Origin of the sequence: Methylophaga sp. UBA2496, assembly GCF_002341635.1 — a bacterium.
GTDB lineage: Bacteria > Pseudomonadota > Gammaproteobacteria > Nitrosococcales > Methylophagaceae > Methylophaga.
In genome coordinates this window covers 728,337-750,920 of the sequence record NZ_DDOK01000004.1, presented here as the reverse complement: position 1 = coordinate 750,920, position 22,584 = coordinate 728,337, and the positions used below count along the sequence as shown (strand labels likewise).

Below are 22,584 nucleotides of genomic sequence, written 5' to 3'. Positions count from 1 at the left end.
AAATCTGCGTAATCTGCGGATAAACCAATAATAAAAACTCTGTGTCTCTGTGGTTCATAAAAATCAATTCCTCAAGCCAGTACCTTTATGCAGCAGATACAACGCATAAGTGGTCAGGGCAGCGATAAACAGCAGGATGATGGCAAAAGCAGCGACTACGGGAATATCCGAGACGCCCAATAAGCCATAACGGAACGCGTTGACCATATACAACACCGGATTCAACATGGAAACGTTCTGCCAGAATTCCGGTAGCAGCGAAATCGAATAAAACACCCCACCCAGATAGGTGAGGGGGGTCAGGATAAAGGTTGGAATAATCGAGATTTCATCAAAACTGCGAGCATAAAGTGCGTTAATGAAGCCGCCCAATGCAAACATGATCGCGCTGAGAAACACCATGCTGATGGTGATGCCAATATGTTGTATGGTGAGTTTAGTAAAAAATAATGACACTAAAGTGACTATCAGTCCAACACACAATCCACGCGCGGCACCACCGACGACATAGCCTGCGAGAATGATGTAATTGGGAACTGGTGACACCATCAGTTCTTCAATATGGTTCTGAAATTTTGCACTGAAAAAAGACGAAGCCACATTGGAATAAGCATTGTTAATGATCGCCATCATGATGATCCCGGGGGCGATGTATTCCATATAGCTGAAGCCATCCATTTCACCAATTCGGGTGCCAATCAGGTTACCGAAAATAATAAAATACAAGGTCATGGTGATCGCTGGCGGTAACAGCGTTTGCGCCCAAATCCGCAAAAAACGTCTGATTTCCCGTGTTACTAATGTTGAAAATGCGATCCAATGGTGCTGACGACGATGATTCATTCGACAGACTCCGGACGCTCAACCAGGGTTAAGAATAATTCTTCAAGACGATTTACCTTATTTTTCATGCTTCCCACTTTTATGCCCCGTTCTGTCAATACACTGAACAAACCATTCAGTCCTTCATGTCGATGCAGCTCTACTTCAATGGTCGTCGGGTCCACCTGATGATATTCAATTCCTTGCAGTAAATTGTTATCTGTCAGTGGTTCAAGTAAATCGAGCACAAACGTCTCTTTATCCAGACGGTTTAATAACGATTTCATATCGGTATTTTCAACGATGCGGCCTTTATCGATAATGGCGATATTACGACACAGGTTTTCGGCCTCCTCAAGATAATGCGTGGTCAGGATGATAGTGGTACCACGTTGATTGATTTCGCGTAAAAATACCCACATAGAGCGACGCAGTTCAATATCTACACCAGCTGTTGGCTCATCCAGTATGAGGAGTCGGGGATTATGAACCAGGGCTCTGGCAATCATCAGCCGGCGCTTCATGCCGCCAGATAATGAGCGTGAGGCGGTATGTCGTTTTTCCCATAAGCCCAGTTGTTTAAGCAAGGCATCGGCTCGGGGTTCGGCCTGTTTGGCAGGCACACCATAGTAACCGGCCTGTGTGACCAGAATATGTTTGACCTGCTCAAAACCATTAAAATTAAATTCCTGCGGCACCAGCCCGATATAACTTTTAGCGAGTTCGGTTTGAGTGTCCAGATCGGCATCAAAGATTTTTACCGCCCCGCTGGTTTTTGTCACCAACGAGGTTAATATACTGATGGTCGTAGACTTGCCAGCGCCATTTGGTCCGAGCAGTGCAAAAAAATCACCTTCTTCTACAGTCAGGTTGATATCTTTGAGCGCTTCCAGACCATTGCGATAGGTTTTATTCAGATGTTTAATAGTCAGCGCTTTCACCGGAATCGCCCCAAGCAGATTTAAACGTACTAGATTATCATGTCACCCATGCCCGAGGATATTGACCAATTAATGCTTCCCGTTACAGCGCCACTGTCAGAAGAAGAATTGCTGCGGCGTTGTGAGCTCATTACGGGAAAAACAGTTGCCCAGCTGGCGCAACAGTATAATCTGCCTGTACCTGCTGATTTGCGACGACATAAAGGCTGGCTGGGCAATCTGTTGGAACGTATTCTGGGGGCAGATGCCGGCAATCAGGCTGAACCGGACTTCGTGGCTTTAGGTATTGAATTAAAAACTATCCCGTTAAATAGCAAGGGTGAACCAAAAGAATCCACTTATGTCTGCACGGTGAATCCACGGGCAGTGGCAGAAACCCATTGGCAGACATGCTGGTTGCGTCGTAAACTGAGTAAGGTTTTATGGTTACCGCTCGAGGCAGAGAATTCTATTCCACTTGAGGAGCGATATATCGGGCAGGCAATTTTGTGGCAACCTTCAGAGCATCAGGAAACTGTGCTGCACCAGGATTGGGAAGAGTTGATGGAAATCATGATTGCTGAAGGTGGTGTTACCGCGAGACTAGGACGTTATCTGCAGATTCGTCCCAAGGCTGCACATAGTCGGGTGACTACCCGTCAAGTCGGCCATGACGGTGAGGTTGAATTGCATCATCCATGTGGTTTTTACCTTCGTACAAGTTTTACGCAACAAATTCTGTCAGGGAAAGCTTGCTGTTAATGTTCAGCAACAGGCAGAATGCACATTAGATAAAAGGATTGGCTAAGTGCAAAAACTCAATGCATTAGTAGTAGACGCTTCTACTGAATTTAGAAATAAAGCCCGCGCGCTATTGTCGGCAGCCGGATTTGAAGTCGATATTGCTGAAACGGGGTATCAGGGGCTGGAGCATGCTCAGCAAACACGATATCGATTAGTCTGCTGCAGTGATGATCTGTCTGATATTGCCGGCAGTGAATTCTGTGGTCAATTACGGGCTATTAATGGTTATGATTATGCTGCTGTGCTGGTCATGACGGAAAGTGACAACGCCCGGACGCTGAAACAGGCCCTTCTGGCTGGCGCTACTGATATTTTCAGCAAACATGATGAAGCCGAACTGGGTATTTATGTGCAACGTCTGGCTCAACGGGAGACCCGCCAATTATCCGGCCGGGTATTGTTCATTGAAGATTCCCGGGTATTGCAAACCATTATTATCGATTTACTGACTGATATGGGGCTGGATGTTGATGCCTATACCTTTGCAGAGGAAGCATGGGATGCTTTCAGTGGCGGAGACTATGAGCTGGTGATCACCGATATCATGCTGGAAGGCAGTATGAGTGGCATTACACTGGTCAGAAAGATCCGCCGATTGCGGGAGGATTATGGCAATGTGCCGATCATAGCGACTTCAGGCTTTGATAATGTGTCACGCAAAATCGAGTTATTCCACCTTGGCGTCAATGATTTTGTCTCCAAACCGATTGTTCGCGAAGAATTGCGTCAACGGGTATTTAATCACATTACCAGTTACCAGAATTTTCGTGAACTGAGAGCGCAGCAGAATTCATTATGCAGTCTGGCAATGCTGGATGAATTGACACAGTTATTTAATCGTCATGCGTTACGGGAGTTTGCGGGTAAATATTTAAGCGAAGCTTATCGTTTCAAGCGTGATTTGGCGATGGCCGTCATCGACCTGGATCATTTCCGGGCGATTAATGAGCAGCATGGTTTTGTGCGGGGTGATAATTTATTGGCAGAACTGGGCAATTGGTTAAAACGCCATGTGCGTGATGTCGATATGATTGCCCGCTGGTCCGGTGAAGAGTTTGTCCTGCTCTTGCCAGGATGTGACGAGCAGGCCGCTTCAGCCCTGATGCAGCGTATGCAGAAACGTTTAACCAGATTCAAACCCGCCAGCATCAGCATTACTATCAGCGTGGGTGTGGCGATCCTCCGCCATGATAAACAAGACACCTTAAATAGCCTGTTTGAAATGGCTGATCGCGCAATGTATCAGGCAAAAATGGCAGGGCGGAACTGTGTGCGGATTTATCAGGCAGAGTCAGAGAAAACCGTTAGCGAAACTCAGGAATGAACGGATGCAAACTCAACACACTGTTTGTGAGTCAGCATAAAGATTCCATGGCCGCCTTGTTCTAATTCCAGCCACAAAAAATGGGTTTCCGGCCATCTCTCATCTACTGCCAGATCGCTATTGCCCACTTCAACAAACAACAAGCCGTGTGGTGTTAGAAACTTAGCTGCTCCAATAATGATCTGTTCAACCAGAGCAAGCCCGTTATCTTCAGCCTGCAACGCATCAACCGGTTCATGATGATATTCAGCTGGCAGGCTGGCCATTTCAAAATCACCAACATAAGGTGGATTACTGACAATCAAATCATATTGCCGCGAACGCTCCAATTCAGACCACAAATCCGATTGGATAATTGTTAGCTCATCTCCGAGCAAATGTTTATTTTTATTTATCTGGGCGACGGCCAAAGCTTCTTCGCTGATATCCACAGCATCTACTTCTGCGCCTTCAAATGCCATCGCCAAAGCGATCGCAATACAGGCACTGCCGGTACACATATCCAGAATGCGTTCTACACCCTCGACATTCAGTAACCAGGGCAAAAATTGGCTTTCAATTAACTCAGCAAAGGGTGAACGGGGAATCAGAACGCGTTCATCAACATAAAATGGCAACCCTGCAAACCATGCTTCACGCGTTAGATAGGGGACTGGTACACGTTCCTCAACTCTGCGTTTGACCAGATTGAGCAAAATCTGTTTTTCAGCACTACAGAGTCTGGCATCCAGAAATATTTCGGGTAACTCGGTTACTGGAAGTTTAAGACTGTGCAGAACAAGTTGAGTCGCTTCATTAAACGCATCGTTATTGCCATGACCAAAAAATAACCTGGCTTCTTCAAAACGCGAAGTCGTCCAACGCAGGAAATCGCGCAAAGTGCTGAGTTCGGCCTCAGCAGCTTGATAGTTGGTTGTCATTAATGGGCGGTGATATCAACGAAGTGACCAGCTATAGCCGCTGCTGCAGCCATTGCCGGACTCACTAGGTGGGTACGACCGCCCTGACCTTGTCGGCCTTCAAAGTTACGATTAGAAGTTGAGGCGCAATGCTCGCCGGCTTCCAGACGATCAGCATTCATTGCCAGACACATGGAACAACCTGGGTCGCGCCATTCAAATCCGGCCTCAACAAAAACTTTGTCCAGACCTTCCTGCTCAGCCTGTTGTTTGACTAAACCTGAACCGGGAACTACCATCGCCTGTTTGACTGTCTCGGCAACTTTCCCACCCTTAATCGCAGCTGCAGCTTCTCGAAGATCTTCAATACGTGAATTGGTACAAGAACCAATGAAAACGCGGTCCAGACGGATGTCCTGAATCGGCTGATTGGCATTTAATCCCATGTACTTCAATGCTTTTAACATGCCATTACGTTTTACTGCATCATTTTCCGCATCAGGATCGGGAATTCTGGCATCAACAGGCACGACCATTTCGGGGGACGTGCCCCATGTGACTTGTGGTTTGATTTTGCTGGCATCGAGAGTCACGACTTTATCAAAATGTGCATCTGCATCACTGTGTAATTCATGCCAGGCTTTTACCGCTTTATCCCAGTTTTCACCTGTTGGGGCAAACGGACGATCACGTAAATAATCAATGGTCGTGTCATCCACAGCAATCATACCGGCACGCGCACCAGCCTCGATCGTCATATTACAAACAGTCATCCGGCCTTCCATGGATAAGTCCTGAATAGCTTCTCCAGCAAACTCAATGGCATAACCTGTACCGCCAGCAGTACCGATTTTACCTATAATGGCCAGCACAATATCTTTTGCGGTAATACCGGGATTGACATGACCTTCGACGTTGACCAGCATATTTTTGGATTTGCGTTGGATCAGACATTGGGTTGCCATAACATGCTCAACTTCTGAGGTGCCGATACCGAAGGCTAATGCACCAAAAGCGCCATGCGTTGACGTATGCGAGTCACCACATACGACAGTCATTCCCGGAAGTGTCGCACCCTGTTCAGGCCCGACAACATGCACAATTCCCTGACGTAAATCATTCAAGCCAAATTCAGTAATACCAAATTGTGCGCAATTTTGATCAAGGGTTTCAACCTGCAATCGTGATATTGGGTCTGAAATACCCCGTTCCCGATGACTTGTTGGCACATTATGATCTGGTGTCGCCAGAATCGAATTCAAACGATATGGAATTCTTCCCGCCAGGCGTAATCCCTCAAAAGCCTGCGGGGAGGTCACTTCGTGGACCAGGTGGCGGTCAATATAAATTAACGCAGTACCATCCTGTTCACTGCGAACAACATGTTGATCCCATAATTTGTCATAAAGTGTTTTGGCGGACATAAATCTCAAAACCGGTTTAATTCAGATAGCAGAACATTATACCGTTTTGCGCTGAGTTGCTCTATCAGCTCATATTGATCTTCCTTGCTCTACTCAGTCTCGATCTTGAAAAAAGGTCATCCGGGCGGTGGAATGACAGGCATAAAAAAACGGGCAACCCGAAGATTGCCCGTTCTTAAATTACAGAATAGAAAAAGTGATTATTCCATATTAGCGTGTCTGTATTTCATTTCCTCTTCAGGAATACCTTTCTCATGAATAAGATGAGAAACAATGGCTTCCAGGAAAATCAACGTAGACAGTTCAAACATGGTACCCATCGGCATGCCTTTTGTTGGAGCAAAGCTTGAATCAGTACCAATTTGAATGGTTTTATCGGCCAAATCGCCAATCGTCGAGCTGGATTTTGAACAAATCAAAACCACTTTAGCTTTCTCAGATTTAGCTTTGTTGGCAAATGAAACCAGCTGTGTTGTCTCACCAGAACCCGAAATAACGATTAACAAATCGCCTTCACGGATACTTGGTGTGCTGATTTCGCCCTGCACATACACGGTATAACCACTATGCATCAATCTCATACCCAGGAAGTTACCAACCAGTCTTGAACGACCTGCGCCAGTGATAAAGATGCGTTTGGCATCATCACACATAGCAACAAATTCAGCTTCAAGGGAACTGTCAGTCGCTTTCAGGATATCAGTGATTTTGTTTACAACTAGATCACGATGCATTGTCATATTTCTAATCCTTTATGCTGCGTCAACCAAAGCACGTAATTCTTTAGCAGATTCTGCTGGAGAAGGTGCACCGTAGATAGCCGCACCAACAACAACGATATCCGCGCCAGCACGAACGGTGCTTTGGATAGTGTCTTTGTTGATACCACCAGCAACAGAAACTTTAACATTCAGACCCAGACCAGCGATGGTTTTCAGATCTTCGAATGGAGTTTGACCAGCAGCTTGTGCGTCCAGACCAGTGTGAACACCGATGATGTGCGCGCCGTTAGCAGCAGCTTCTTTAGCTACAGCAGTTTTATCTTCAACACCGATTAAATCGATTTGAGCTTCAGCATTGTTAGCGTTTGCAGCTTTAATAACGCCTTTCATGGTAGCCATATCAGAAGCACCCAATACAGTAGTGATATCACCACCAGCTTCAAAGAAAGGAGTTGCTTCGTATTCACCAGCATCCATAGTTTTCAGGTCAACCAGGATTTTTTTGTCCGGGTGGGCAGCTTTCAGAGCTTTAACCAGTTTCAGACCGTTGTACTTGATGCAAGGTGTACCGATTTCCAGAATATCGACGTAAGGAGCGACTTGTTCAGCCAGCGCCATAGTTGCGTCAAAATCCAATGAATCCAGAGCCATTTGAATTTCAGCCATGTTATTTTACTCCTAAAATTTTAATAAAAATTATTGCCACGCTTCATTGTGCGAGCGGGACTATAGTTCAGAATTTGGCGGCAAGTCAATTGAGCCAAAATCTGTTGAATCAGGTCGCGACAATTAAGCCGCAACCTGACAGCAGATTGCTAATAAATAATTAGCTTTCCAGATTTGCCAGACGTGTAGCCAGCAGTTCTTCCAGTGATTCCAGTGCTTTGGCAAAGCCATCAATACCTTCAGACAGTTTTTCTGCCGCCATGCGGTTTTCAGCGTGCATGGCATCGAAAGTGGCTTTATCCAAATTCAGTTTTGCAACATCAGATTTTGCAGCAACTTCTGGAGAAAGTTTACGTTCCAGAGTGCCTTCTGTGTTTTGTAACTCATCCAGCAATGCTGGAGAGATTGTCAGCAGGTCAACGCCCGCCAATTCAGTAATTTCACCTACGTTACGGAAACTTGCGCCCATGACTTCGGTGTTATAGCCAAATTTTTTGTAGTAGCTGTAGATTTCAGTAACAGACAAGACACCTGGATCTTCGTTTGAAGGATAAGAATCACGGCCGGTATCTTTTTTATACCAGTCAAGGATACGTCCAACAAATGGAGAAATCAGTGTAATGCCATTTTCCGCACATGCAACTGCTTGGTGCAGACCAAACAACAACGTCAGGTTACAATGAATACCTTCTTTTTCCAGTACTGCTGCTGCCTGAATACCTTCCCAGGTTGAGGCAATTTTGATCAGAATACGATCACGTGAAACACCAGCGGCTTCATATTGCGCAATCAGATCACGGCCTTTGGCAATAGTCGCTTCAGTGTCGTAAGACAGACGTGCATCAACTTCTGTAGAAACACGACCCGGAATGATTTCCAGAATTTTCAGACCAAATGAAACGGCTAAACGGTCAAAAGCCAGAGAGACAACTTCAGATGCCGGTGCATCCGCACCCAAAGATTGACGGGCTGCTTTCAATGTATCGTCAACGATACCTTGATATTGTGGCATTTGCGCCGCAGCAGTAATCAATGATGGATTAGTTGTTGCATCACGTGGAGTGTATTTTTCAATTGCTTGAATATCACCCGTATCAGCAACAACGACGGTCATTTGCTTTAATTGATCAAGTAAATTCGCCATTTTCTTACCTTCTTGAGTTAGTTTGTAGAGCTATTGAGCTTAATAATTTTTAGTATCACAAAATCTGTTTACGGTTAAAAACCGCGAGCAACCCACCATTGGATACCCAATGGTGGGGTAGTAAATTCGTAATAAAGGCTATTTAAGCTTTGCTGCGAATATAACGCTCAACACCTGTTAATGGTGCTGCATTGGCTTTGCTGCGAATATATTTTTCAACACCAGTCATGGGTTTATTTGTTGCTAATTGGTTGCGAATATATTTTTCGACACCAGTTAACGATGAACCACCGTTTGATTGAGCACGGATGTAACGCTCTACACCAGTTAAACCATCATTCGCTTTAGTTGGTGCTGACGCAGCTGCTTTCGATTCAGGTTTGCAACAACTATCGTTGTCAGACGAGAACAATCCTTTGAAAAAGCTGCAGATTGAAGCAAAAAAACCTTTATCACTCATGAGTATACCCCTGTTACGTTCTTAACCCCATCTGCCCAACATGATGAGGTTGGTGCAACGGGTAAATTACTATTTTAGATTCTGTGTGGCAAGCCAGCTGGATTGCAGATCAATGATTATAATCATGCTCTGCTGTTTTAGACCAATTTATCTGCATGGTCAATAAGTTATGCTGGCAGAACTGGCACAGTGGAATCCGGATGAGTCAGTTAAGCTTAAAAAAAACGAGTGGCACTGGGCCACTCGTTTTTATTCATGCTACTGTTTGTTCTGCTTACGCAGCATCAACCAATGCGCGCAGTTCTTTAGCAGATTCTGCTGGAGATGGTGCACCGTAGATTGCAGCACCAACGACAACAATTGTTGCGCCAGCTTGAATTGTTTTCTGGATGGTGTCTTTGTTCAGACCACCAGCAACAGAAATGCGTACACCCAGATTCAATGAAGCGATTGCTTGCAGATCAGCAAATGGTGTTTGACCAGCTGCCTGTGCATCCAAACCAGTGTGAACACCGATGATTTGCGCACCGTTTTTAGCGGCTTCAGTTGCAACAGCTTTTTTGTCTTTAACGCTGATCAAGTCAATTTGAGCTTCTGCATTGTTAGCATTGGCTGCTTTGATAACGCCGCCCATAGTTGCTTTGTCAGATACGCCCAGAACAGTACAAATATCAGCACCCGCTTCATAGAAAGGTGTTGATTCATATTCACCAGCATCCATAGTTTTCAGGTCAACCAGGATCAGGTTGTTAGGGAATTTGGTTTTCAGGGCAGTGACGATTTCCAAGCCATTATACTTAATGCAAGGTGTACCGACTTCCAGGATATCGACATAAGGGGCAACTTGTTCTGCCAATGCGAGAGTTTGATCGAAGTCCAGAGAATCCAGAGCCATTTGGATAAGTGCTTTTGCCATGCTGACATGCTCCTAATAATTGATTTAGTTTGTAGTTATACGTTGAAAATACGCTCGCAGACTATAAAGCACAACGTTCATTTATGTCAATTTTTCCGGCTTTTACACGATTTTCGCGATCATTCATTACTGGACAGTCTATTTTGTTCTATGCGACGCTTTTTGCCGGTTCAGTTAACTTAACATTATTTAATAAGCAGGTAATCATGCAGACAATCAACAACCTGAGTGGATTCATCATCGATATGGATGGTGTGTTATGGCATGGCAATATGCCGCTGCCGGGGTTAACGGAATTTTTTTCTATTCTGCGCTACGTTGAGATTCCTTTCGTGCTTGCGACAAATAATGCAAGTCTTACGCAACAGCAATATCTCAATAAACTGGCTGATATGGGGGTAGTCGTATCAGAAAAAGAGATTCTGACTTCCAGTATGGCCACGGCGCGTTATCTCAAAGAAACCTTGCCGGCTTCAAAAAAGAGGGTATTTGTTATCGGCGAGTCGGGGTTAATTGAGCCGCTTCAGCAGCAAGGGTTCGAAGTTACATCAACTTACTACCCAGCTGATCCGCAATCCAACACTGAGAATATCTGGGCGGATATAGTGGTGTCAGGTTTAGACAGGAAACTGACATGGGATAAGCTGGCCACAGCAACGTTAAATATACGTGCCGGAGCTGAGTTTTATGCCACCAATGCAGATACTACCTTACCCACCGAACTTGGCGAGGTTATGGGAAATGGTGGTGTACTGGCCGCTTTAACAGCGGTAACGGGTGTCGAACCTATAGTGATTGGTAAGCCCGAACCCATTCTGTATCAGCAGGCTTTTGAAATTCTCGGTACAAATAAACATAACACGGTTGCGATTGGCGATAGATTAAATACCGATATATTAGGTGCCGTTAACGCCGGTATGCGCAGCATTATGGTGTTAACCGGAGTGTCATCGGAAGCCGATCTGGCGGATATTGATTATCGCCCCGACTGGATATTTAAGGATATTCAGGAAATCACGACAATATTAAAACAGCTCTGATAATCAGGAGATTGAGATAATGAAAAAAATAATGAACCATGTTGATAAAGTGCTTGAGGAAAGCCTTAACGGCTTTGCCAAAGCGCATCAGGATATTGTTTATTTGCAGCAACAACCCGCATTTGTCCGTCGTTTAACTTTGTCAGAAAAACCAAAAGTTGCACTGATTTCCGGTGGTGGTTCAGGACACGAACCGCTTCACACCGGGCTCGTAGGGAATGGCATGTTGGATGCCGCCTGTCCTGGACAAATCTTTACCTCACCAACCCCTGATCAGATGCTAGCTGCTGCCGAATCAGTAGAAAATGGTGCTGGTGTGTTATTCATTGTCAAAAACTATGCTGGCGATGTGATGAATTTTGAAATTGCGGCTGAAATGCTGGAATGTCAGCATGAGACGGTACTGGTAAAAGACGACGTGTCTTTACCCGAAGCACATAGTACCGGTCGCCGCGGGGTGGCGGGCACATTGATTGTGGAGAAAATTGTCGGTGCCGCGGCAGAACAGGATTACGATCTGTCCCGGTGTAAAGCGCTGGGTGATCGTGTTGCTGATAATACAGCCTCAATGGGTTTTGCCTTAAGCAGTTGTACCGTACCCGCTGCGGGGCGTCCTACATTTGAAATCAGTGAAGACGAAATTGAAATGGGCGTCGGCATTCATGGTGAAAGAGGGCGTGAACCGATGACGATGGCTTCGGCAGAGGAACTGGTTCAGCATGTAACCGCCGCCATTGATAAGGAATTAAATCCTCAGCCTGGTCAGCAGGTGTTGTTACATGTAAATGGTTTTGGCGCGACACCGTTGATGGAGCTCTATCTGGTCTACGATTTGGCGGCAAAATTCTGGGAAGGGAAGGGGATTGAAATCAAACGCTCGTTAGTTGGTAACTTCACAACCTCTCTCGATATGGCTGGTTGCTCAGTGACATTGACCTTACTGGATGAAGAAATGCTCGCTCTGTGGGATGCCCCTGTACATACTGCCGCACTTCGTTGGGGTTGTTAAAAGCGTTAACCACAGAGACACAGAGGGCACAGAGATAGTGATAGATTTCTAAATTGTAATGTCTCAGGGAGGAGGCTTATGAGTAATGAATTAACAGGTGAAATTATTGGTGCGGCAATTGAGGTGCATCGTCAAGTTGGTCCGGGCCTTTTAGAAGCAATTTATGAAGAGTGTCTGATAAGCGAATTAAAGCAGAGAGGTTTACGATTATTGAATCAATATCCCCTGCCAATTTTCTATAAAGGTAGACAACTTAACTCTGCTTATCGACTAGATTTGCTGGTTGAAGACAAAGTAATTGTGGAGTTAAAAACAGTAGAAAGTCTTACTGGGCTTCATAAAGCTCAACTTTTAACCTACCTGAAACTAGCAAAGCTGAGATATGGATTATTACTCAACTTTAATGTTTCAATGATGCGACAAGGCATTGTGAGAATGCTAAACGATTAACCCTCCGCTCCGCATGTTTTTTTTAATTCTCTGTGCCCTATGTGTCTCTGTGGTTAACCATTTTCAAGAATCACATCAGCAATAGCACACAGCATCAACTGGCTGGTGCGGGCACCGGCATCGATATGGCCCCGGGCGCGTTCGCCGAGAAATGATGCTCGGCCTTTGGTGGCGAGCATATCCTCCGTCGATTCCATCCCTTCAATTGCCGCTTGTTTCATACTCTCCAGTGCAATGGACAGTTCGGCTTCATGGGTCATGCTCTCCTGCAGACTGGTTGAGGCTGGAATCAGGGTATCCAGCATGGTTTTTTCACCGATATCAGCTTTCCCACGGGCTTTAATGGATTCCACGCCCGCCGTAAAAATCTCGCTGATACTTTCCAATGCAACAGGTTTCTCTTTGGCTGTTTTACCCATCGTGACAAACATGGATCCAAATAATGATCCCGATGCGCCACCCATGGTCGACATCAATGTCAACCCGATTTTGCTCAACGCGGCTGAAAAGTCCAGTTGTTCCAGTTCATCACGGTTTTTCAGCAATGCGTCAATTCCCCGCTGCAGGTTAATCAGGTGATCACCATCGCCAATCGCCTGATCCAAATGCGCAATTTCATCTGCATGACTGTTTATGGTATCTTTGATAGCGTGGATAAACGGTAAAACAGAAATACTGCTGTCAGACATACATACCTCTTAACCTGGTTATTAGCATAATCGGCTTAGCATAACGTAGCTTTTGATTTCCGAAAACGTCAGAAGCTAAAAAAAAGCCCCAACCCGAAGGTTGAGGCTTTTTATCAGTTTTAAACTAAACCCGGAGGTTTAGAAAATAACTGCTTACCAGCTGATGAAACCACCGATAGCTAATACGTCAGTGTCTAACTCGCCACCGCTGTGGAATTCATCTTCCATTTGCGAGTATTCAGCAACCAGTTTCAGGTTTGAAGTCACATCGTGGTAAACACCTACAGTCCACATGCTACGTTTATCAATATCATAAGTAGCAATCGTGCCTGCTTTTTCAGCAGAAGTCAGGTCTAATGTTGACTCACCATAAGATGCTTTAACTGCTGTTACGCCAGCGAAAGTGTAGCCAGCTTGAACGTAATAACCATCACCATCACGCTCTTTGCCATTAGCATCAGTTGCAGAACCAAACGCAAGGCCACCTAAGTCGCCCACACCTTTGTTGTCATAATAAGCTGCAACAAAGTCAAAGCCGCCTAAACCAAGGTTTGCACCTAATGTCCATGCATTTGATTTGATATCGCCACCAGCACCATCAATTTTTTGAGTCATGCCGCTCAACCAAGCTTTAAACATGCCGCCATCAAAGTTAGTTGCATAGCTCAGGTCAGCTTCATAACGTGGATCTTTTTCTGCGCTTCCGCCAGCTAAAGTGCCAACTTCGTCAGCATCCATAACCGCTAAAGCAACCTTGAAACCAGCCATATCAACTGAAGTCCAACGCATTTGTGAACGCCAGTCGGCATAGTCATAACCGTAACCGATACGACCTAAAGTTGTTTGGCCATTATCCGAGTTACCAGCTACAACAGCACCAACGCCGTATAAAGTTTGGTCTAACAGAATGTTGTGTGAGCCATAAAGACCTAAGCCTTTACCCAGCATTACTTGACCGAAAGCACCATCAACAGTTGCAAACGCTTCACGTTGCTCCATTGCTGAACCGTTCTGGCCTTCGTTAAAGTAGCTACCACCGTTAGTTGATGGAGAGATAGAAACACGTGCACCAACTGTCAAGCCATTGATTTCAGGAGCTTTAACGTTGAAGCCAAAGAATGTTGGCAATAAACCGTTACGAACACGGCTGTTATCGTTGCTGCCACCACCGGCAACGTCTGCATCTGATTGTACGAAGAATTGGTTGATGTTACCGTCAACACTGAATTCGTATCCGTTTTCGCCGCCAACGACGATTGTCGCGTTAGCTGCGCCGGCTGCTGCAAATGCTGCTGCGCCGACTAATGTAGCTAGTGTAGTTTTTTTCATGTCTGTTCACCTTCTAGTTGTTAACAGATTACTTTAAGTTTCTCTCGTAACCGGAATGTTTCGCGGTTAAGACTGTATTTTCCACATCTGAAAAACCTTTGCAACACTTTTACAACAAAAAAATGTGAATTTGGTCATTTTGCCACGAATGTGTGTGTTTTTTACAACAATGAAGGTTTTCATACTATATATGTTAGGACAAAAACAAATTAACCACAGAGACACAGAGTGCACAGAGATTAATATTTGCAGGTAAAGTTGCTGAAACCACTAGTAACAATGAGGAAGAAAGGTAATCCGCAGATTACGCAGATGAACGCAGATTAAACTTTGAAGACTTAATGATTGGTTTTTCGGCCTATCAACAGATCCTATACTAACAATTTAACAAGAGCTTATTGGTTTCGGTGTCTCCGTGGTTAATTTTTATACCCAAACACAAGCAGCCTTCAAAGCTACCTCAATAAATGCAGCTTTATAATATCTGTGAAAATCTGCGTAATCTGCGGATAAACTTCTATTAAATCTCTGTGCCCTCTGTGTCTCTGTGGTTAGTTATCAAAGCAGGAATAGCAGCCAATAAAAAAGCCCGGTTTGCAATGCAAACCGGGCTTTGAATTCGATGGTGGCTCGACCTGGAATCGAACCAGGGACACAGGGATTTTCAATCCCTTGCTCTACCAACTGAGCTATCGAGCCAACAAGGTGCGGTATTAAACCTGCCCGAGTGCCTGCTGTCAAGTCATGTTAAGCATCCCGGGAAGTTGTCCTTGTGGCATTTATGCAGCCATGCTGTAATGACGGGCAGTTTTGCATCGGGGCAGCAAATAAAAATGAATTCAAGCCAACGTATTTTATTGTGGGTCATCAGTGTTTTAGCGATAGCTTCGGCTGTTTATTTTTTTTCGCCATTATTTGATTCGCCAGTCCCTTCAGATAACAGAACGGTTGAAAATCCGGATAGGGATGATAATGATGATGAGAAGCAGCATCATCAATTTGCGCTATCGGTTGAGGTAACTGAAGCCGCCCAGGAATTGGCCTCTATCAAAAGTCAGACGTTGATGGAAAGCTTCCATACTCCAGAGATGCGTGCCTCTGCCGTGGTTATTCCGACACAGGATTTACAATTAGCCCGTTCACGTTGTGTTGAGGCGGAAATGCAACATCGTCTTGCTCAGGTGAATGAACAGGGGATGAGCAAAGAGCTTTCACGCCTGAAAACATTACAGCAGGCAACGGGAAGTGTGGCATCAAAAGAGGTTAATTTCGCCCAGAGCAATTTATTGGTGGCTCAGGCCGAATCCGGGTTAAAACAGCAACTGGTCAACAACTGCCATGCCGAAATACGTCAGCAGTGGCCAGCCCCCATTGCTGACTGGATTATTAAGGGCGGTGAAGATTTCAATCTGCTGATGGCAAGGGAGCAGACCGTTATAAAAGTCATATTGCCGGTGAATCAAAGCTTGAATCAGCGCGCGACTACCATTCGTTGGCAACAAACCAATCAGGAAAATAACGTGGGGCAGGCGCAACGATTGGCCGCTGCCTTTACGGCCGATCCGGTATTAAGTGGTGAAACCTGGTATTTCCTGAATAAATCCTCATCGTTGCGGGAAGGGGCCCGATTACAGGTATGGGTGCCCAATTCCGATAACGCATTATCAGGTGTGATGATCCCATATCAATCCGTCATCTGGTACGCGGGACAACCGTGGACATACCTGCGAATCAATGATGAACGATTCCAGCGGATATCATTGGCGGAAGGCATTCATTCTGTCGAGGGTATTCATCTTCAAAGAGGGATTCATCCGGGTGATGCTATCGTCACCTCAGGGGCTCAGACATTGTTGTCGGAAGAGTTTAAATGGCAAATCCATGATGAAGACGATGATGATGACTAATCGAATTCACTACAAACCATTATTTGATAAATAACAGGAACACGGATGCTCTCTCATTTGGTTGCCTTTTCGGTTCGTGCACGGGGTGTCGTATTGGCTATAGCCGTGTTGATGCTTGGTTATGGCTGTTATCAAATTTATAAAGCCAGTCTGGATGTGTTTCCTGAATTTGCACCGAAGCAGGTTATTATTCAGACCGAAGCATCGGGGTTTACTGCCGAGCAGGTGGAAACGCTGGTTACCCAACCGATTGAAAATGCATTGGGCGGCTTACCGGATGTCATGTTTGTGCGTTCGGCCTCCACTCCCGGTTTATCTGTTGTCATTATTACTTTTGAAGACAAAACCGATATTTATCTTAACCGTCAGTTGGTTTCAGAACGGTTGATGCCGGCACAGGGCCAGTTACCGCAAGGTGTCGGTCCCGCTTTGATGGTGCCGCTTGAGTCGTCTTCCGGCACGATTATGACCATTGGTTTAACGTCGGATCAACAGAGCATCATGCGTTTGCGGGAAATGGTCGACTGGACCTTAACACCCAGATTGCTTGCTGTAGATGGTGTGGCGGATATCAACGTATTCGGCGGTGCTGAAAAGCAAATGCAAATTCAGCTGGATCCGCAGAAGCTTGCCATGTATCAGTTGTCGCCATTAGATATCGTTGCCGCAGCACGCGAAGCTACGGCATTGCAGGGTAGTGGGTTTATTGAAAATGCCAACCAGCGAATGATGCTTCAGGTGATCGGCCAGCCGGTGAGTGCTGAAACGATGGCGAATGTGGTCATTCGTCAGCAGGGCCAATCGGTATTACATCTTGGTGACGTTGCCACAATTGAATATGGTCCGGCTCCAGCAATCGGTGGTGCAGCCATTGGCGGCAAGGCTGGCATTGTGTTGATGGTCATTGGTCAATATAAGGCTAATACGCTGGCTGTGACGCAAGGCGTTGAAACCGCTCTGAACGAGTTTCGGGATGGGTTTGAGGTCGATGGTATTGAGTTACATGCGGATCTGTTCCGCCCAGCCAACTATATACAAACATCACTGGCGAATATTCGACATCATTTGCTGGTGGGCGGCGGTTTGGTGTTATTGGTGCTGTTTTTATTTCTGTTTAATTTACGCACCGCGATAATTTCCATGACAGCGATTCCGTTGTCATTATTTGCGGCATTAATCGTGCTGCTCGAATTCGGCGTCAATATCAATATTATGGTGTTGGGCGGTCTGGCGATTGCCTTGGGCGAAGTTGTGGATGATGCCATTATTGATACCGAGAATATCTTCCGGCGACTGCGGGAAAATGCGGTGTTGAGAGAACCACGGCCCGTTATTCAAATCGTCTATGAAGCGTCCATGGAGGTGCGTAGTTCGGTGGTTTATGCCAGTTTGATTGTGATGCTGGTATTTGTGCCGTTATTAACACTGGGCGGCGTAGCGGGACGAATGTTCGAGCCTTTGGGACAGGCGTATATTCTGGCGATTCTGGCATCCTTATTCGTTGCGTTGACTGTTACGCCAGCACTTTGCCATGTCTTGCTAAGCCGGATTGGCGTCACACGCACTACCGAGCCACCGTTAATTCACTGGTTACAAGTCGGCTATGGGCAGATATTACGAGTCACTTGCCAGTTTCCCAAGCTGATGGTGTTATCCGTACTGATCTTTTGCCTGGCTGGTGCCAGTTTGCTGCCTTATTTCGGCGGACGATTTTTACCTGAGCTGCGTGAAGGACATTACATTATTCATACAGCCAGTGTGCCCGGAACCTCGTTGCAGGAATCATTACGCATAGGTGGTTTAATAGAACAGCGTGTGGCGGCTATACCCGGCGTGCGAGCGACTTCACAATGGGCCGGGCGTGCAGAACGGGGAGCCGATACCTTTGGCACCCATTACAGTGAATATGAAGTGGATCTGGAGCCACTGTCAGGTTCTGAACAACAGGCGATTTTGGATGAAATCCGCGAAATCCTTGAAGAATTCCCGGGGATCAGCTCTGAGGTGAATACCTTTCTGACAGAGCGTATCGATGAGACTATCTCGGGCTATACCTCGCCGGTTGTCGTCAATATTTATGGTAATGATCTTGATGCTCTGGATTACAAAGCACGTGAAGTGGCTGATGTGATGGCAGACATTGAGGGCGCAACGGATATTCAGTTACGTGCACCACCAGGCGAACCTCAGTTGCAAGTGCGGATAAAACTCGAAGAATTACCCCAATGGGGCTTGCAACCGGCGACGGTGATGCAAAACATTAAAGCTGCCTTTGATGGTATTAAAGTGGGTCAGATTGCCGAAGGGAACCGTCTATTTGATATTAACGTGGTTCTGCCACCGCAATTACGTGAACAGCCACATCACTTATTAAGTTTGCCGTTGCGTACTCTGGATAATCGTATGCTGACGTTAGGCGATGTCGCCGAAGTACAGCAGGTTTCAGGTCGTCACGCGATTCTGCACCATGGTGCTCAACGACTGCAAACCATCACTTGCAATGTCAGCGGTCGTGATTTACGTTCTTTCTTTAATGAATTACAGCAACGTGTGCATCAGCAGGTACAGTTTGATGCGGATAACTATCCTGAATTTACCGGCACCGCTGTGGCTGAAGCCGAATCGCGTAAGGATCTGTTAGTGCACTCGGTTCTGGTCGGGCTGGTAGTGTTGATTTTGCTGTTTATGGCTCTGCGCAGTGTGCGGAATACCTGGCTGGTGTTATTAAATCTGCCTTTTTCATTATTAGGAGGTGTGATGGCGGCCTGGTTAACCGGTGGGGTGTTATCTATTGGTTCGCTGGTCGGATTTGTCACACTGTTTGGTATCACACTGCGTAATGCGATTATGCTGGTGTCACACTACCAGCACCTGATTGAACATGAGGGTAAAGTCTGGAACATGGAAACAGCTATTCAAGGTGCACTTGAGCGTCTGCCATCAATATTGATTACAGCGTTGGTAACTGCATTGGCGATGCTGCCGATTGCTATCAACGCGGATAGTCCGGGACGCGAAATAATGGGGCCGATGGCTGCCATTATTATTGGAGGATTGATTTCGTCAACTTTGCTGACTTTGTTAGTTTTGCCCAGTGTGATGTTGCGTTATGGCGAATTTAAAAAACGTCGGGTCAGTCAAATGGAAACCACCATGCAAACGCAATAATGCCGAGTACAAATGCGATCAAAATGATTTCAACAATCATCAGCGACCAATAGCAAAGGTTTCTGTGGTGTTACTTTTCTGTTCAGCAAAGAATTGATAGATATCTTTCAACTCTTCGCCGGAAAAACGGATCAGAATCAATTCCTGTCCCGGATGAATGATGTTTGGATCATATCCCATGGTATGGGTATTAAAGTTATAGACATAACTGGTCGAGACTTTCTGATGCAGGATTTTACCAAGAAAAGAACTTAAACCAGTGGGCAAAGGTTCATCGGCGTCCGCCGGAATAAGCACACTGACATTTTGTTCAGCACCGTTTCGTTGCAGACGGATACCCTGACGAAAATTACGAATCAAACCTGTTTGAATAATGCCCCACAAACCTTGGACATCTTCTTCTGTTACCCGATGCAGATAAAACAGACTGTCCTGCATTTCGGCTGTATCACTATCAATTAAATCGGCGATATCCAGCTTCTGTACACCACGACTGATCGTCACAGACATTTCCTGATCCGCTGGTATATCAGCATCTGCCAGTTCGCTGGCTTTAATCTGCCTGACCTGTTTCTGTTGACGGATCTGTGTAACAGGTGCTGTGTGATCGATATCATCACGTTTTAATAACTCCACCAGCGGAGCAGTGATGGTCTCGCCCTGCTCAGTCACAATGGTAACGGGAGCGATATGATCCTCTTCTTCAGCTTCCAGCTCCTGTAACGTGGTATTTTCGCTGATTTGTTCAGTATAGCGGAGAGTCAGGGGGGTATTAGCGCTAAGCGATTTATCATCCATCAGACTTTTCAGTGTCGTGACACGTTGTTCCAGCTCCGGCAGAGCAATAATACTGTCTGGTCGGACAAACATATCTTCGTATTCATTGACAATAATCGAATCCGAGTTGGAATCAGCCAAACGATCTACAAACTCTTCTGCTTCCTGCTCACGAATGGTTTCACTGTCGGGCAACTCTTCTGCGGAGCGGATTATTTCCAGCGGTAAATCCGGTTCGATGACTTCTATCGGAGGATCAACAGTGAGCTCACTGCGATTTGGCGGGGCGTCACTCCATAACAAGTAGCCAAACAGTAATAACACGATAACAGCGAGTATCGCCGCGACTATTGTAGAACCTGTACGGGCTCGATCCATTTGAAAACCGCCTCAGTGCATGTTTATTCAGTCCGAGAATAAGCTACCCAGTGTTAGCAAATCAAGTTTCCGGCACCATGACTGATGAATACATTCCGACGGGGATACATTCTGCAGCCATTGCTCAGTCTGTTGCGGTTGAATCGTGTCAGTCGTTTGCAGCAGGTTCAACAGATGTTGACCCAGCATTGTGGCATCCATATTTTTTTGGCTGACCGCATCTATGACGCTGATCACCATGGTTTTCAGATCTAACTGTGCCAGCGCGACAGGAATTTTTTTAATGATGAGTGAATCATCCTGTGGCTGCAGTTCGAAACCAAAGTTGTCCAGCAAGCTCTGTTGTTCAGCAACAGCTACTTGCTGAGCGGCAGTACAAGGGATATTCAGTGGAACTAATATCGGGCGGCTTTGTAATGGCAGTTTTTGCAGATGCCCGGCAAATTGTTGCTGGCGCAAAGTTGACAGAGCCCTGGGTAAATCAATCAGGTAATGCTGTTGCTGAAACAGTGCCCAGGCAAAGCGTTGATGCAATACCTGTATTAACTGAAAACCATCTGTTGAATTGGATCGATTCACCGGAAATGCTATCTGCAGTGACGATTCATGCCGGGCATTGGAAAACTGGTGCTCCTGATAGCTGGCAGTGGATTCTGCAATACGTGGTGCAGAAGAAGCTGATGACGGTACGGAGTGCACAGGTCTGATTTGTCCATGTAATTCATCGCTAATGGCCCGATGAATAAGGCCGTGAATCAGTCGGGTCTCGCGAAACCGAACTTCGTGTTTGGTAGGATGCACATTAATATCCACTCGGTCCAGTGGAATTGTCATGTATAAAACATAAGCCGGATGCCGGCCGGCCGGAATGAGATCCGCATAAGCCTGACGAATCACCTGACTTATCAGTCGATCCCGGATGACCCGGCCATTAATAAAAAAGTATTGCTGATCGGCTTGTGGCCGATGTGCTTCGGTATGACCCAACCAACCCTTGATATTGATGACATCAAATTGCTGGTCAATAACAAGTGCTTGTTTGACGAAGGTTTGTCCACAGATTTTCCCAATCCTGGCTAATTGCTGTGCATCGGTCTGAGCAATCGGCAGATTTAATTTTTGCTGACCATTTAAATTACACTGAAACCGCACATCAAATCGGCTTAATGCCAGACGTTGCAGTGTCGTGAGAATCTGTTGCTGTTCGGTGCGGGCACTACGAAGAAAGCGTCGGCGTGCAGGCAGGTTGAAGAAAAGATCACGCACCGCCACGGTCGTACCTTTCGGATGTGGAACCGGCTCAGGCATATCTGTTTCAAAATGGATTTGCCAGCCACATTCACTATCATGTTGTCTGGAAATCAAACTCAGATTGGAAACCGAGCTGATACTGGGTAAGGCTTCTCCACGAAATCCCAGACTGGAAATCTGGCTCAGCTGATCACTGGAAGAAATTTTGCTGGTGGCATGGCGACTGAGTGCCAGACAGAGATCATCAGGATGAATACCTGAGCCATTGTCCCGAACCTGAATCAGCTGACTGCCGGATCCTTCAATGGTGACATCAATTTCCGTTGTGGCTGCATCAAGGCTGTTTTCGACCAGCTCCTTAATGACTGATGCCGGGCGTTCGATAACTTCGCCAGCCGCAATCTGATTGGCGAGTTGCAAGGGGAGAGCATGGATACGTTTCGGTGTCAGCATTGACACAGTTTAACAGTTGCGAAGAGGAATTC

20 protein-coding genes and 1 tRNA gene are annotated in these 22,584 nt (G+C 45.9%); 7 read left to right on the top strand and 14 right to left on the bottom strand.

Translation table 11 applies throughout. The features are described 5' to 3' along the window. Positions 1 to 63: 63 nt before the first annotated feature. Together B2W60_RS06930 and B2W60_RS06925 are read right to left on the bottom strand one after the other, a co-directional pair. On the bottom strand, positions 64 to 843 hold the full coding sequence (locus B2W60_RS06930) for an ABC transporter permease (RefSeq protein WP_292361940.1): 780 nt from the start codon (positions 841 to 843) through the stop codon (positions 64 to 66). Continuing rightward, on the bottom strand, positions 840 to 1,763 hold the full coding sequence (locus B2W60_RS06925; protein ID WP_292361941.1) for an ABC transporter ATP-binding protein: 924 nt from the start codon (positions 1,761 to 1,763) through the stop codon (positions 840 to 842). Before B2W60_RS06925 ends, B2W60_RS06930 begins: the two co-directional genes overlap by 4 nt. A gap of 39 nt (positions 1,764 to 1,802) precedes the next feature. On the opposite strand from B2W60_RS06925, the gene mutH reads away from it, so the two are divergent. Together mutH and B2W60_RS06915 are read left to right on the top strand one after the other, a co-directional pair. After that, a complete protein-coding gene (mutH, locus tag B2W60_RS06920) occupies positions 1,803 to 2,504 on the top strand; it encodes a DNA mismatch repair endonuclease MutH (RefSeq protein ID WP_292361942.1) in 702 nt (233 codons plus the stop codon). A 46-nt stretch (positions 2,505 to 2,550) separates the two neighbouring features. Then, on the top strand, positions 2,551 to 3,870 hold the full coding sequence (locus B2W60_RS06915) for a diguanylate cyclase domain-containing protein (RefSeq protein ID WP_292361943.1): 1,320 nt from the start codon (positions 2,551 to 2,553) through the stop codon (positions 3,868 to 3,870). On the opposite strand, the gene prmB is transcribed toward B2W60_RS06915, so the two are convergent. The 7 genes from prmB to hxlA (B2W60_RS06880) form a co-directional block, all read right to left on the bottom strand. Beyond that, the gene (gene prmB / locus B2W60_RS06910; RefSeq protein ID WP_292361944.1) at positions 3,861 to 4,790 is read right to left on the bottom strand and encodes a 50S ribosomal protein L3 N(5)-glutamine methyltransferase; all 930 of its coding nucleotides are present in this window, start codon (positions 4,788 to 4,790) and stop codon (positions 3,861 to 3,863) included. The two genes, B2W60_RS06915 and prmB, sit on opposite strands and share 10 nt — an antisense overlap. After that, on the bottom strand, positions 4,790 to 6,193 hold the full coding sequence (leuC, locus tag B2W60_RS06905; RefSeq protein WP_292361945.1) for a 3-isopropylmalate dehydratase large subunit: 1,404 nt from the start codon (positions 6,191 to 6,193) through the stop codon (positions 4,790 to 4,792). The genes prmB and leuC overlap by 1 nt, the downstream gene beginning before the upstream one ends. Positions 6,194 to 6,393: 200 nt before the next feature. Further along, the gene (gene hxlB / locus B2W60_RS06900; protein WP_292361946.1) at positions 6,394 to 6,933 is read right to left on the bottom strand and encodes a 6-phospho-3-hexuloisomerase; all 540 of its coding nucleotides are present in this window, start codon (positions 6,931 to 6,933) and stop codon (positions 6,394 to 6,396) included. 12 nt (positions 6,934 to 6,945) lie between these two features. After that, on the bottom strand, positions 6,946 to 7,581 hold the full coding sequence (hxlA, locus tag B2W60_RS06895) for a 3-hexulose-6-phosphate synthase (RefSeq protein WP_292361947.1): 636 nt from the start codon (positions 7,579 to 7,581) through the stop codon (positions 6,946 to 6,948). A gap of 160 nt (positions 7,582 to 7,741) precedes the next feature. Then, the gene (locus B2W60_RS06890) at positions 7,742 to 8,725 is read right to left on the bottom strand and encodes a transaldolase (RefSeq protein WP_292356641.1); all 984 of its coding nucleotides are present in this window, start codon (positions 8,723 to 8,725) and stop codon (positions 7,742 to 7,744) included. A gap of 142 nt (positions 8,726 to 8,867) precedes the next feature. After that, positions 8,868 to 9,185, bottom strand: coding sequence for a hypothetical protein (locus tag B2W60_RS06885; protein WP_292361948.1), 318 nt, complete (start codon positions 9,183 to 9,185; stop codon positions 8,868 to 8,870). 274 nt (positions 9,186 to 9,459) lie between these two features. Next, on the bottom strand, positions 9,460 to 10,101 hold the full coding sequence (gene hxlA / locus B2W60_RS06880) for a 3-hexulose-6-phosphate synthase (RefSeq protein ID WP_292361949.1): 642 nt from the start codon (positions 10,099 to 10,101) through the stop codon (positions 9,460 to 9,462). A gap of 206 nt (positions 10,102 to 10,307) precedes the next feature. Between hxlA (B2W60_RS06880) and B2W60_RS06875 the strand changes: the two genes are divergently transcribed. The 3 genes from B2W60_RS06875 (at position 10,308) to B2W60_RS06865 (ending at position 12,600) form a co-directional block, all read left to right on the top strand. After that, complete coding sequence (locus B2W60_RS06875) at positions 10,308 to 11,141, top strand: HAD-IIA family hydrolase (RefSeq protein WP_292361950.1); 834 nt, start codon at positions 10,308 to 10,310, stop codon at positions 11,139 to 11,141. A 19-nt stretch (positions 11,142 to 11,160) separates the two neighbouring features. Next, complete coding sequence (dhaK, locus tag B2W60_RS06870; protein WP_292361951.1) at positions 11,161 to 12,150, top strand: dihydroxyacetone kinase subunit DhaK; 990 nt, start codon at positions 11,161 to 11,163, stop codon at positions 12,148 to 12,150. A gap of 78 nt (positions 12,151 to 12,228) precedes the next feature. After that, a complete protein-coding gene (locus B2W60_RS06865; RefSeq protein ID WP_292361952.1) occupies positions 12,229 to 12,600 on the top strand; it encodes a GxxExxY protein in 372 nt (123 codons plus the stop codon). 53 nt (positions 12,601 to 12,653) lie between these two features. Here B2W60_RS06865 and dhaL read toward each other — a convergent pair whose 3' ends face one another. The 3 genes from dhaL to B2W60_RS06850 all read right to left on the bottom strand — a co-directional run bounded on the left by dhaL (position 12,654) and on the right by B2W60_RS06850 (position 15,317). Then, positions 12,654 to 13,289: a dihydroxyacetone kinase subunit DhaL gene (gene dhaL / locus B2W60_RS06860; RefSeq protein WP_292361953.1), complete on the bottom strand. Its 636-nt coding sequence runs from the start codon at positions 13,287 to 13,289 to the stop codon at positions 12,654 to 12,656. Between the two features lie 153 nt (positions 13,290 to 13,442). Continuing rightward, positions 13,443 to 14,618 carry a porin gene (locus B2W60_RS06855; protein ID WP_292361954.1) on the bottom strand — a complete coding sequence of 392 codons (1,176 nt, stop codon included), beginning with the start codon at positions 14,616 to 14,618 and terminating at the stop codon, positions 13,443 to 13,445. Positions 14,619 to 15,241: 623 nt separating this feature from the next. Next, a tRNA-Phe gene (locus B2W60_RS06850) sits at positions 15,242 to 15,317 on the bottom strand. A 134-nt stretch (positions 15,318 to 15,451) separates the two neighbouring features. On the opposite strand from B2W60_RS06850, the gene B2W60_RS06845 reads away from it, so the two are divergent. After that, a complete protein-coding gene (locus B2W60_RS06845) occupies positions 15,452 to 16,525 on the top strand; it encodes a hypothetical protein (protein ID WP_292361955.1) in 1,074 nt (357 codons plus the stop codon). 45 nt (positions 16,526 to 16,570) lie between these two features. Beyond that, positions 16,571 to 19,693 (top strand): efflux RND transporter permease subunit, encoded by a 3,123-nt coding sequence (locus B2W60_RS06840; protein WP_292361956.1) that lies wholly within the window; start codon positions 16,571 to 16,573, stop codon positions 19,691 to 19,693. Positions 19,694 to 19,732: 39 nt separating this feature from the next. On the opposite strand, the gene B2W60_RS06835 is transcribed toward B2W60_RS06840, so the two are convergent. After that, positions 19,733 to 20,848 carry a hypothetical protein gene (locus B2W60_RS06835; RefSeq protein WP_292361957.1) on the bottom strand — a complete coding sequence of 372 codons (1,116 nt, stop codon included), beginning with the start codon at positions 20,846 to 20,848 and terminating at the stop codon, positions 19,733 to 19,735. Positions 20,849 to 20,875: 27 nt separating this feature from the next. Beyond that, positions 20,876 to 22,552: a DNA mismatch repair endonuclease MutL gene (gene mutL, locus B2W60_RS06830; RefSeq protein ID WP_292361958.1), complete on the bottom strand. Its 1,677-nt coding sequence runs from the start codon at positions 22,550 to 22,552 to the stop codon at positions 20,876 to 20,878. Positions 22,553 to 22,584: the final 32 nt, after the last annotated feature.

What these genes read in the sequence shown, in the direction of transcription:
- B2W60_RS06840 (WP_292361956.1), top strand. Translation starts at nt 16,571, where the DNA reads ATGCTCTCTCATTTGGTTGCCTTTTCGGTTCGTGCACGGGGTGTCGTA.
- B2W60_RS06930 (WP_292361940.1), bottom strand. Translation starts at nt 843, where the DNA reads ATGAATCATCGTCGTCAGCACCATTGGATCGCATTTTCAACATTAGTA.
- B2W60_RS06875 (WP_292361950.1), top strand. Translation starts at nt 10,308, where the DNA reads ATGCAGACAATCAACAACCTGAGTGGATTCATCATCGATATGGATGGT.
- leuC (WP_292361945.1), bottom strand. Translation starts at nt 6,193, where the DNA reads ATGTCCGCCAAAACACTTTATGACAAATTATGGGATCAACATGTTGTT.
- B2W60_RS06865 (WP_292361952.1), top strand. Translation starts at nt 12,229, where the DNA reads ATGAGTAATGAATTAACAGGTGAAATTATTGGTGCGGCAATTGAGGTG.
- dhaL (WP_292361953.1), bottom strand. Translation starts at nt 13,289, where the DNA reads ATGTCTGACAGCAGTATTTCTGTTTTACCGTTTATCCACGCTATCAAA.
- B2W60_RS06845 (WP_292361955.1), top strand. Translation starts at nt 15,452, where the DNA reads ATGAATTCAAGCCAACGTATTTTATTGTGGGTCATCAGTGTTTTAGCG.
- mutH (WP_292361942.1), top strand. Translation starts at nt 1,803, where the DNA reads ATGTCACCCATGCCCGAGGATATTGACCAATTAATGCTTCCCGTTACA.
- B2W60_RS06890 (WP_292356641.1), bottom strand. Translation starts at nt 8,725, where the DNA reads ATGGCGAATTTACTTGATCAATTAAAGCAAATGACCGTCGTTGTTGCT.
- hxlA (WP_292361947.1), bottom strand. Translation starts at nt 7,581, where the DNA reads ATGGCTGAAATTCAAATGGCTCTGGATTCATTGGATTTTGACGCAACT.
- B2W60_RS06835 (WP_292361957.1), bottom strand. Translation starts at nt 20,848, where the DNA reads ATGGATCGAGCCCGTACAGGTTCTACAATAGTCGCGGCGATACTCGCT.
- hxlA (WP_292361949.1), bottom strand. Translation starts at nt 10,101, where the DNA reads ATGGCAAAAGCACTTATCCAAATGGCTCTGGATTCTCTGGACTTCGAT.
- B2W60_RS06855 (WP_292361954.1), bottom strand. Translation starts at nt 14,618, where the DNA reads ATGAAAAAAACTACACTAGCTACATTAGTCGGCGCAGCAGCATTTGCA.
- prmB (WP_292361944.1), bottom strand. Translation starts at nt 4,790, where the DNA reads ATGACAACCAACTATCAAGCTGCTGAGGCCGAACTCAGCACTTTGCGC.
- mutL (WP_292361958.1), bottom strand. Translation starts at nt 22,552, where the DNA reads ATGCTGACACCGAAACGTATCCATGCTCTCCCCTTGCAACTCGCCAAT.
- dhaK (WP_292361951.1), top strand. Translation starts at nt 11,161, where the DNA reads ATGAAAAAAATAATGAACCATGTTGATAAAGTGCTTGAGGAAAGCCTT.
- hxlB (WP_292361946.1), bottom strand. Translation starts at nt 6,933, where the DNA reads ATGACAATGCATCGTGATCTAGTTGTAAACAAAATCACTGATATCCTG.
- B2W60_RS06885 (WP_292361948.1), bottom strand. Translation starts at nt 9,185, where the DNA reads ATGAGTGATAAAGGTTTTTTTGCTTCAATCTGCAGCTTTTTCAAAGGA.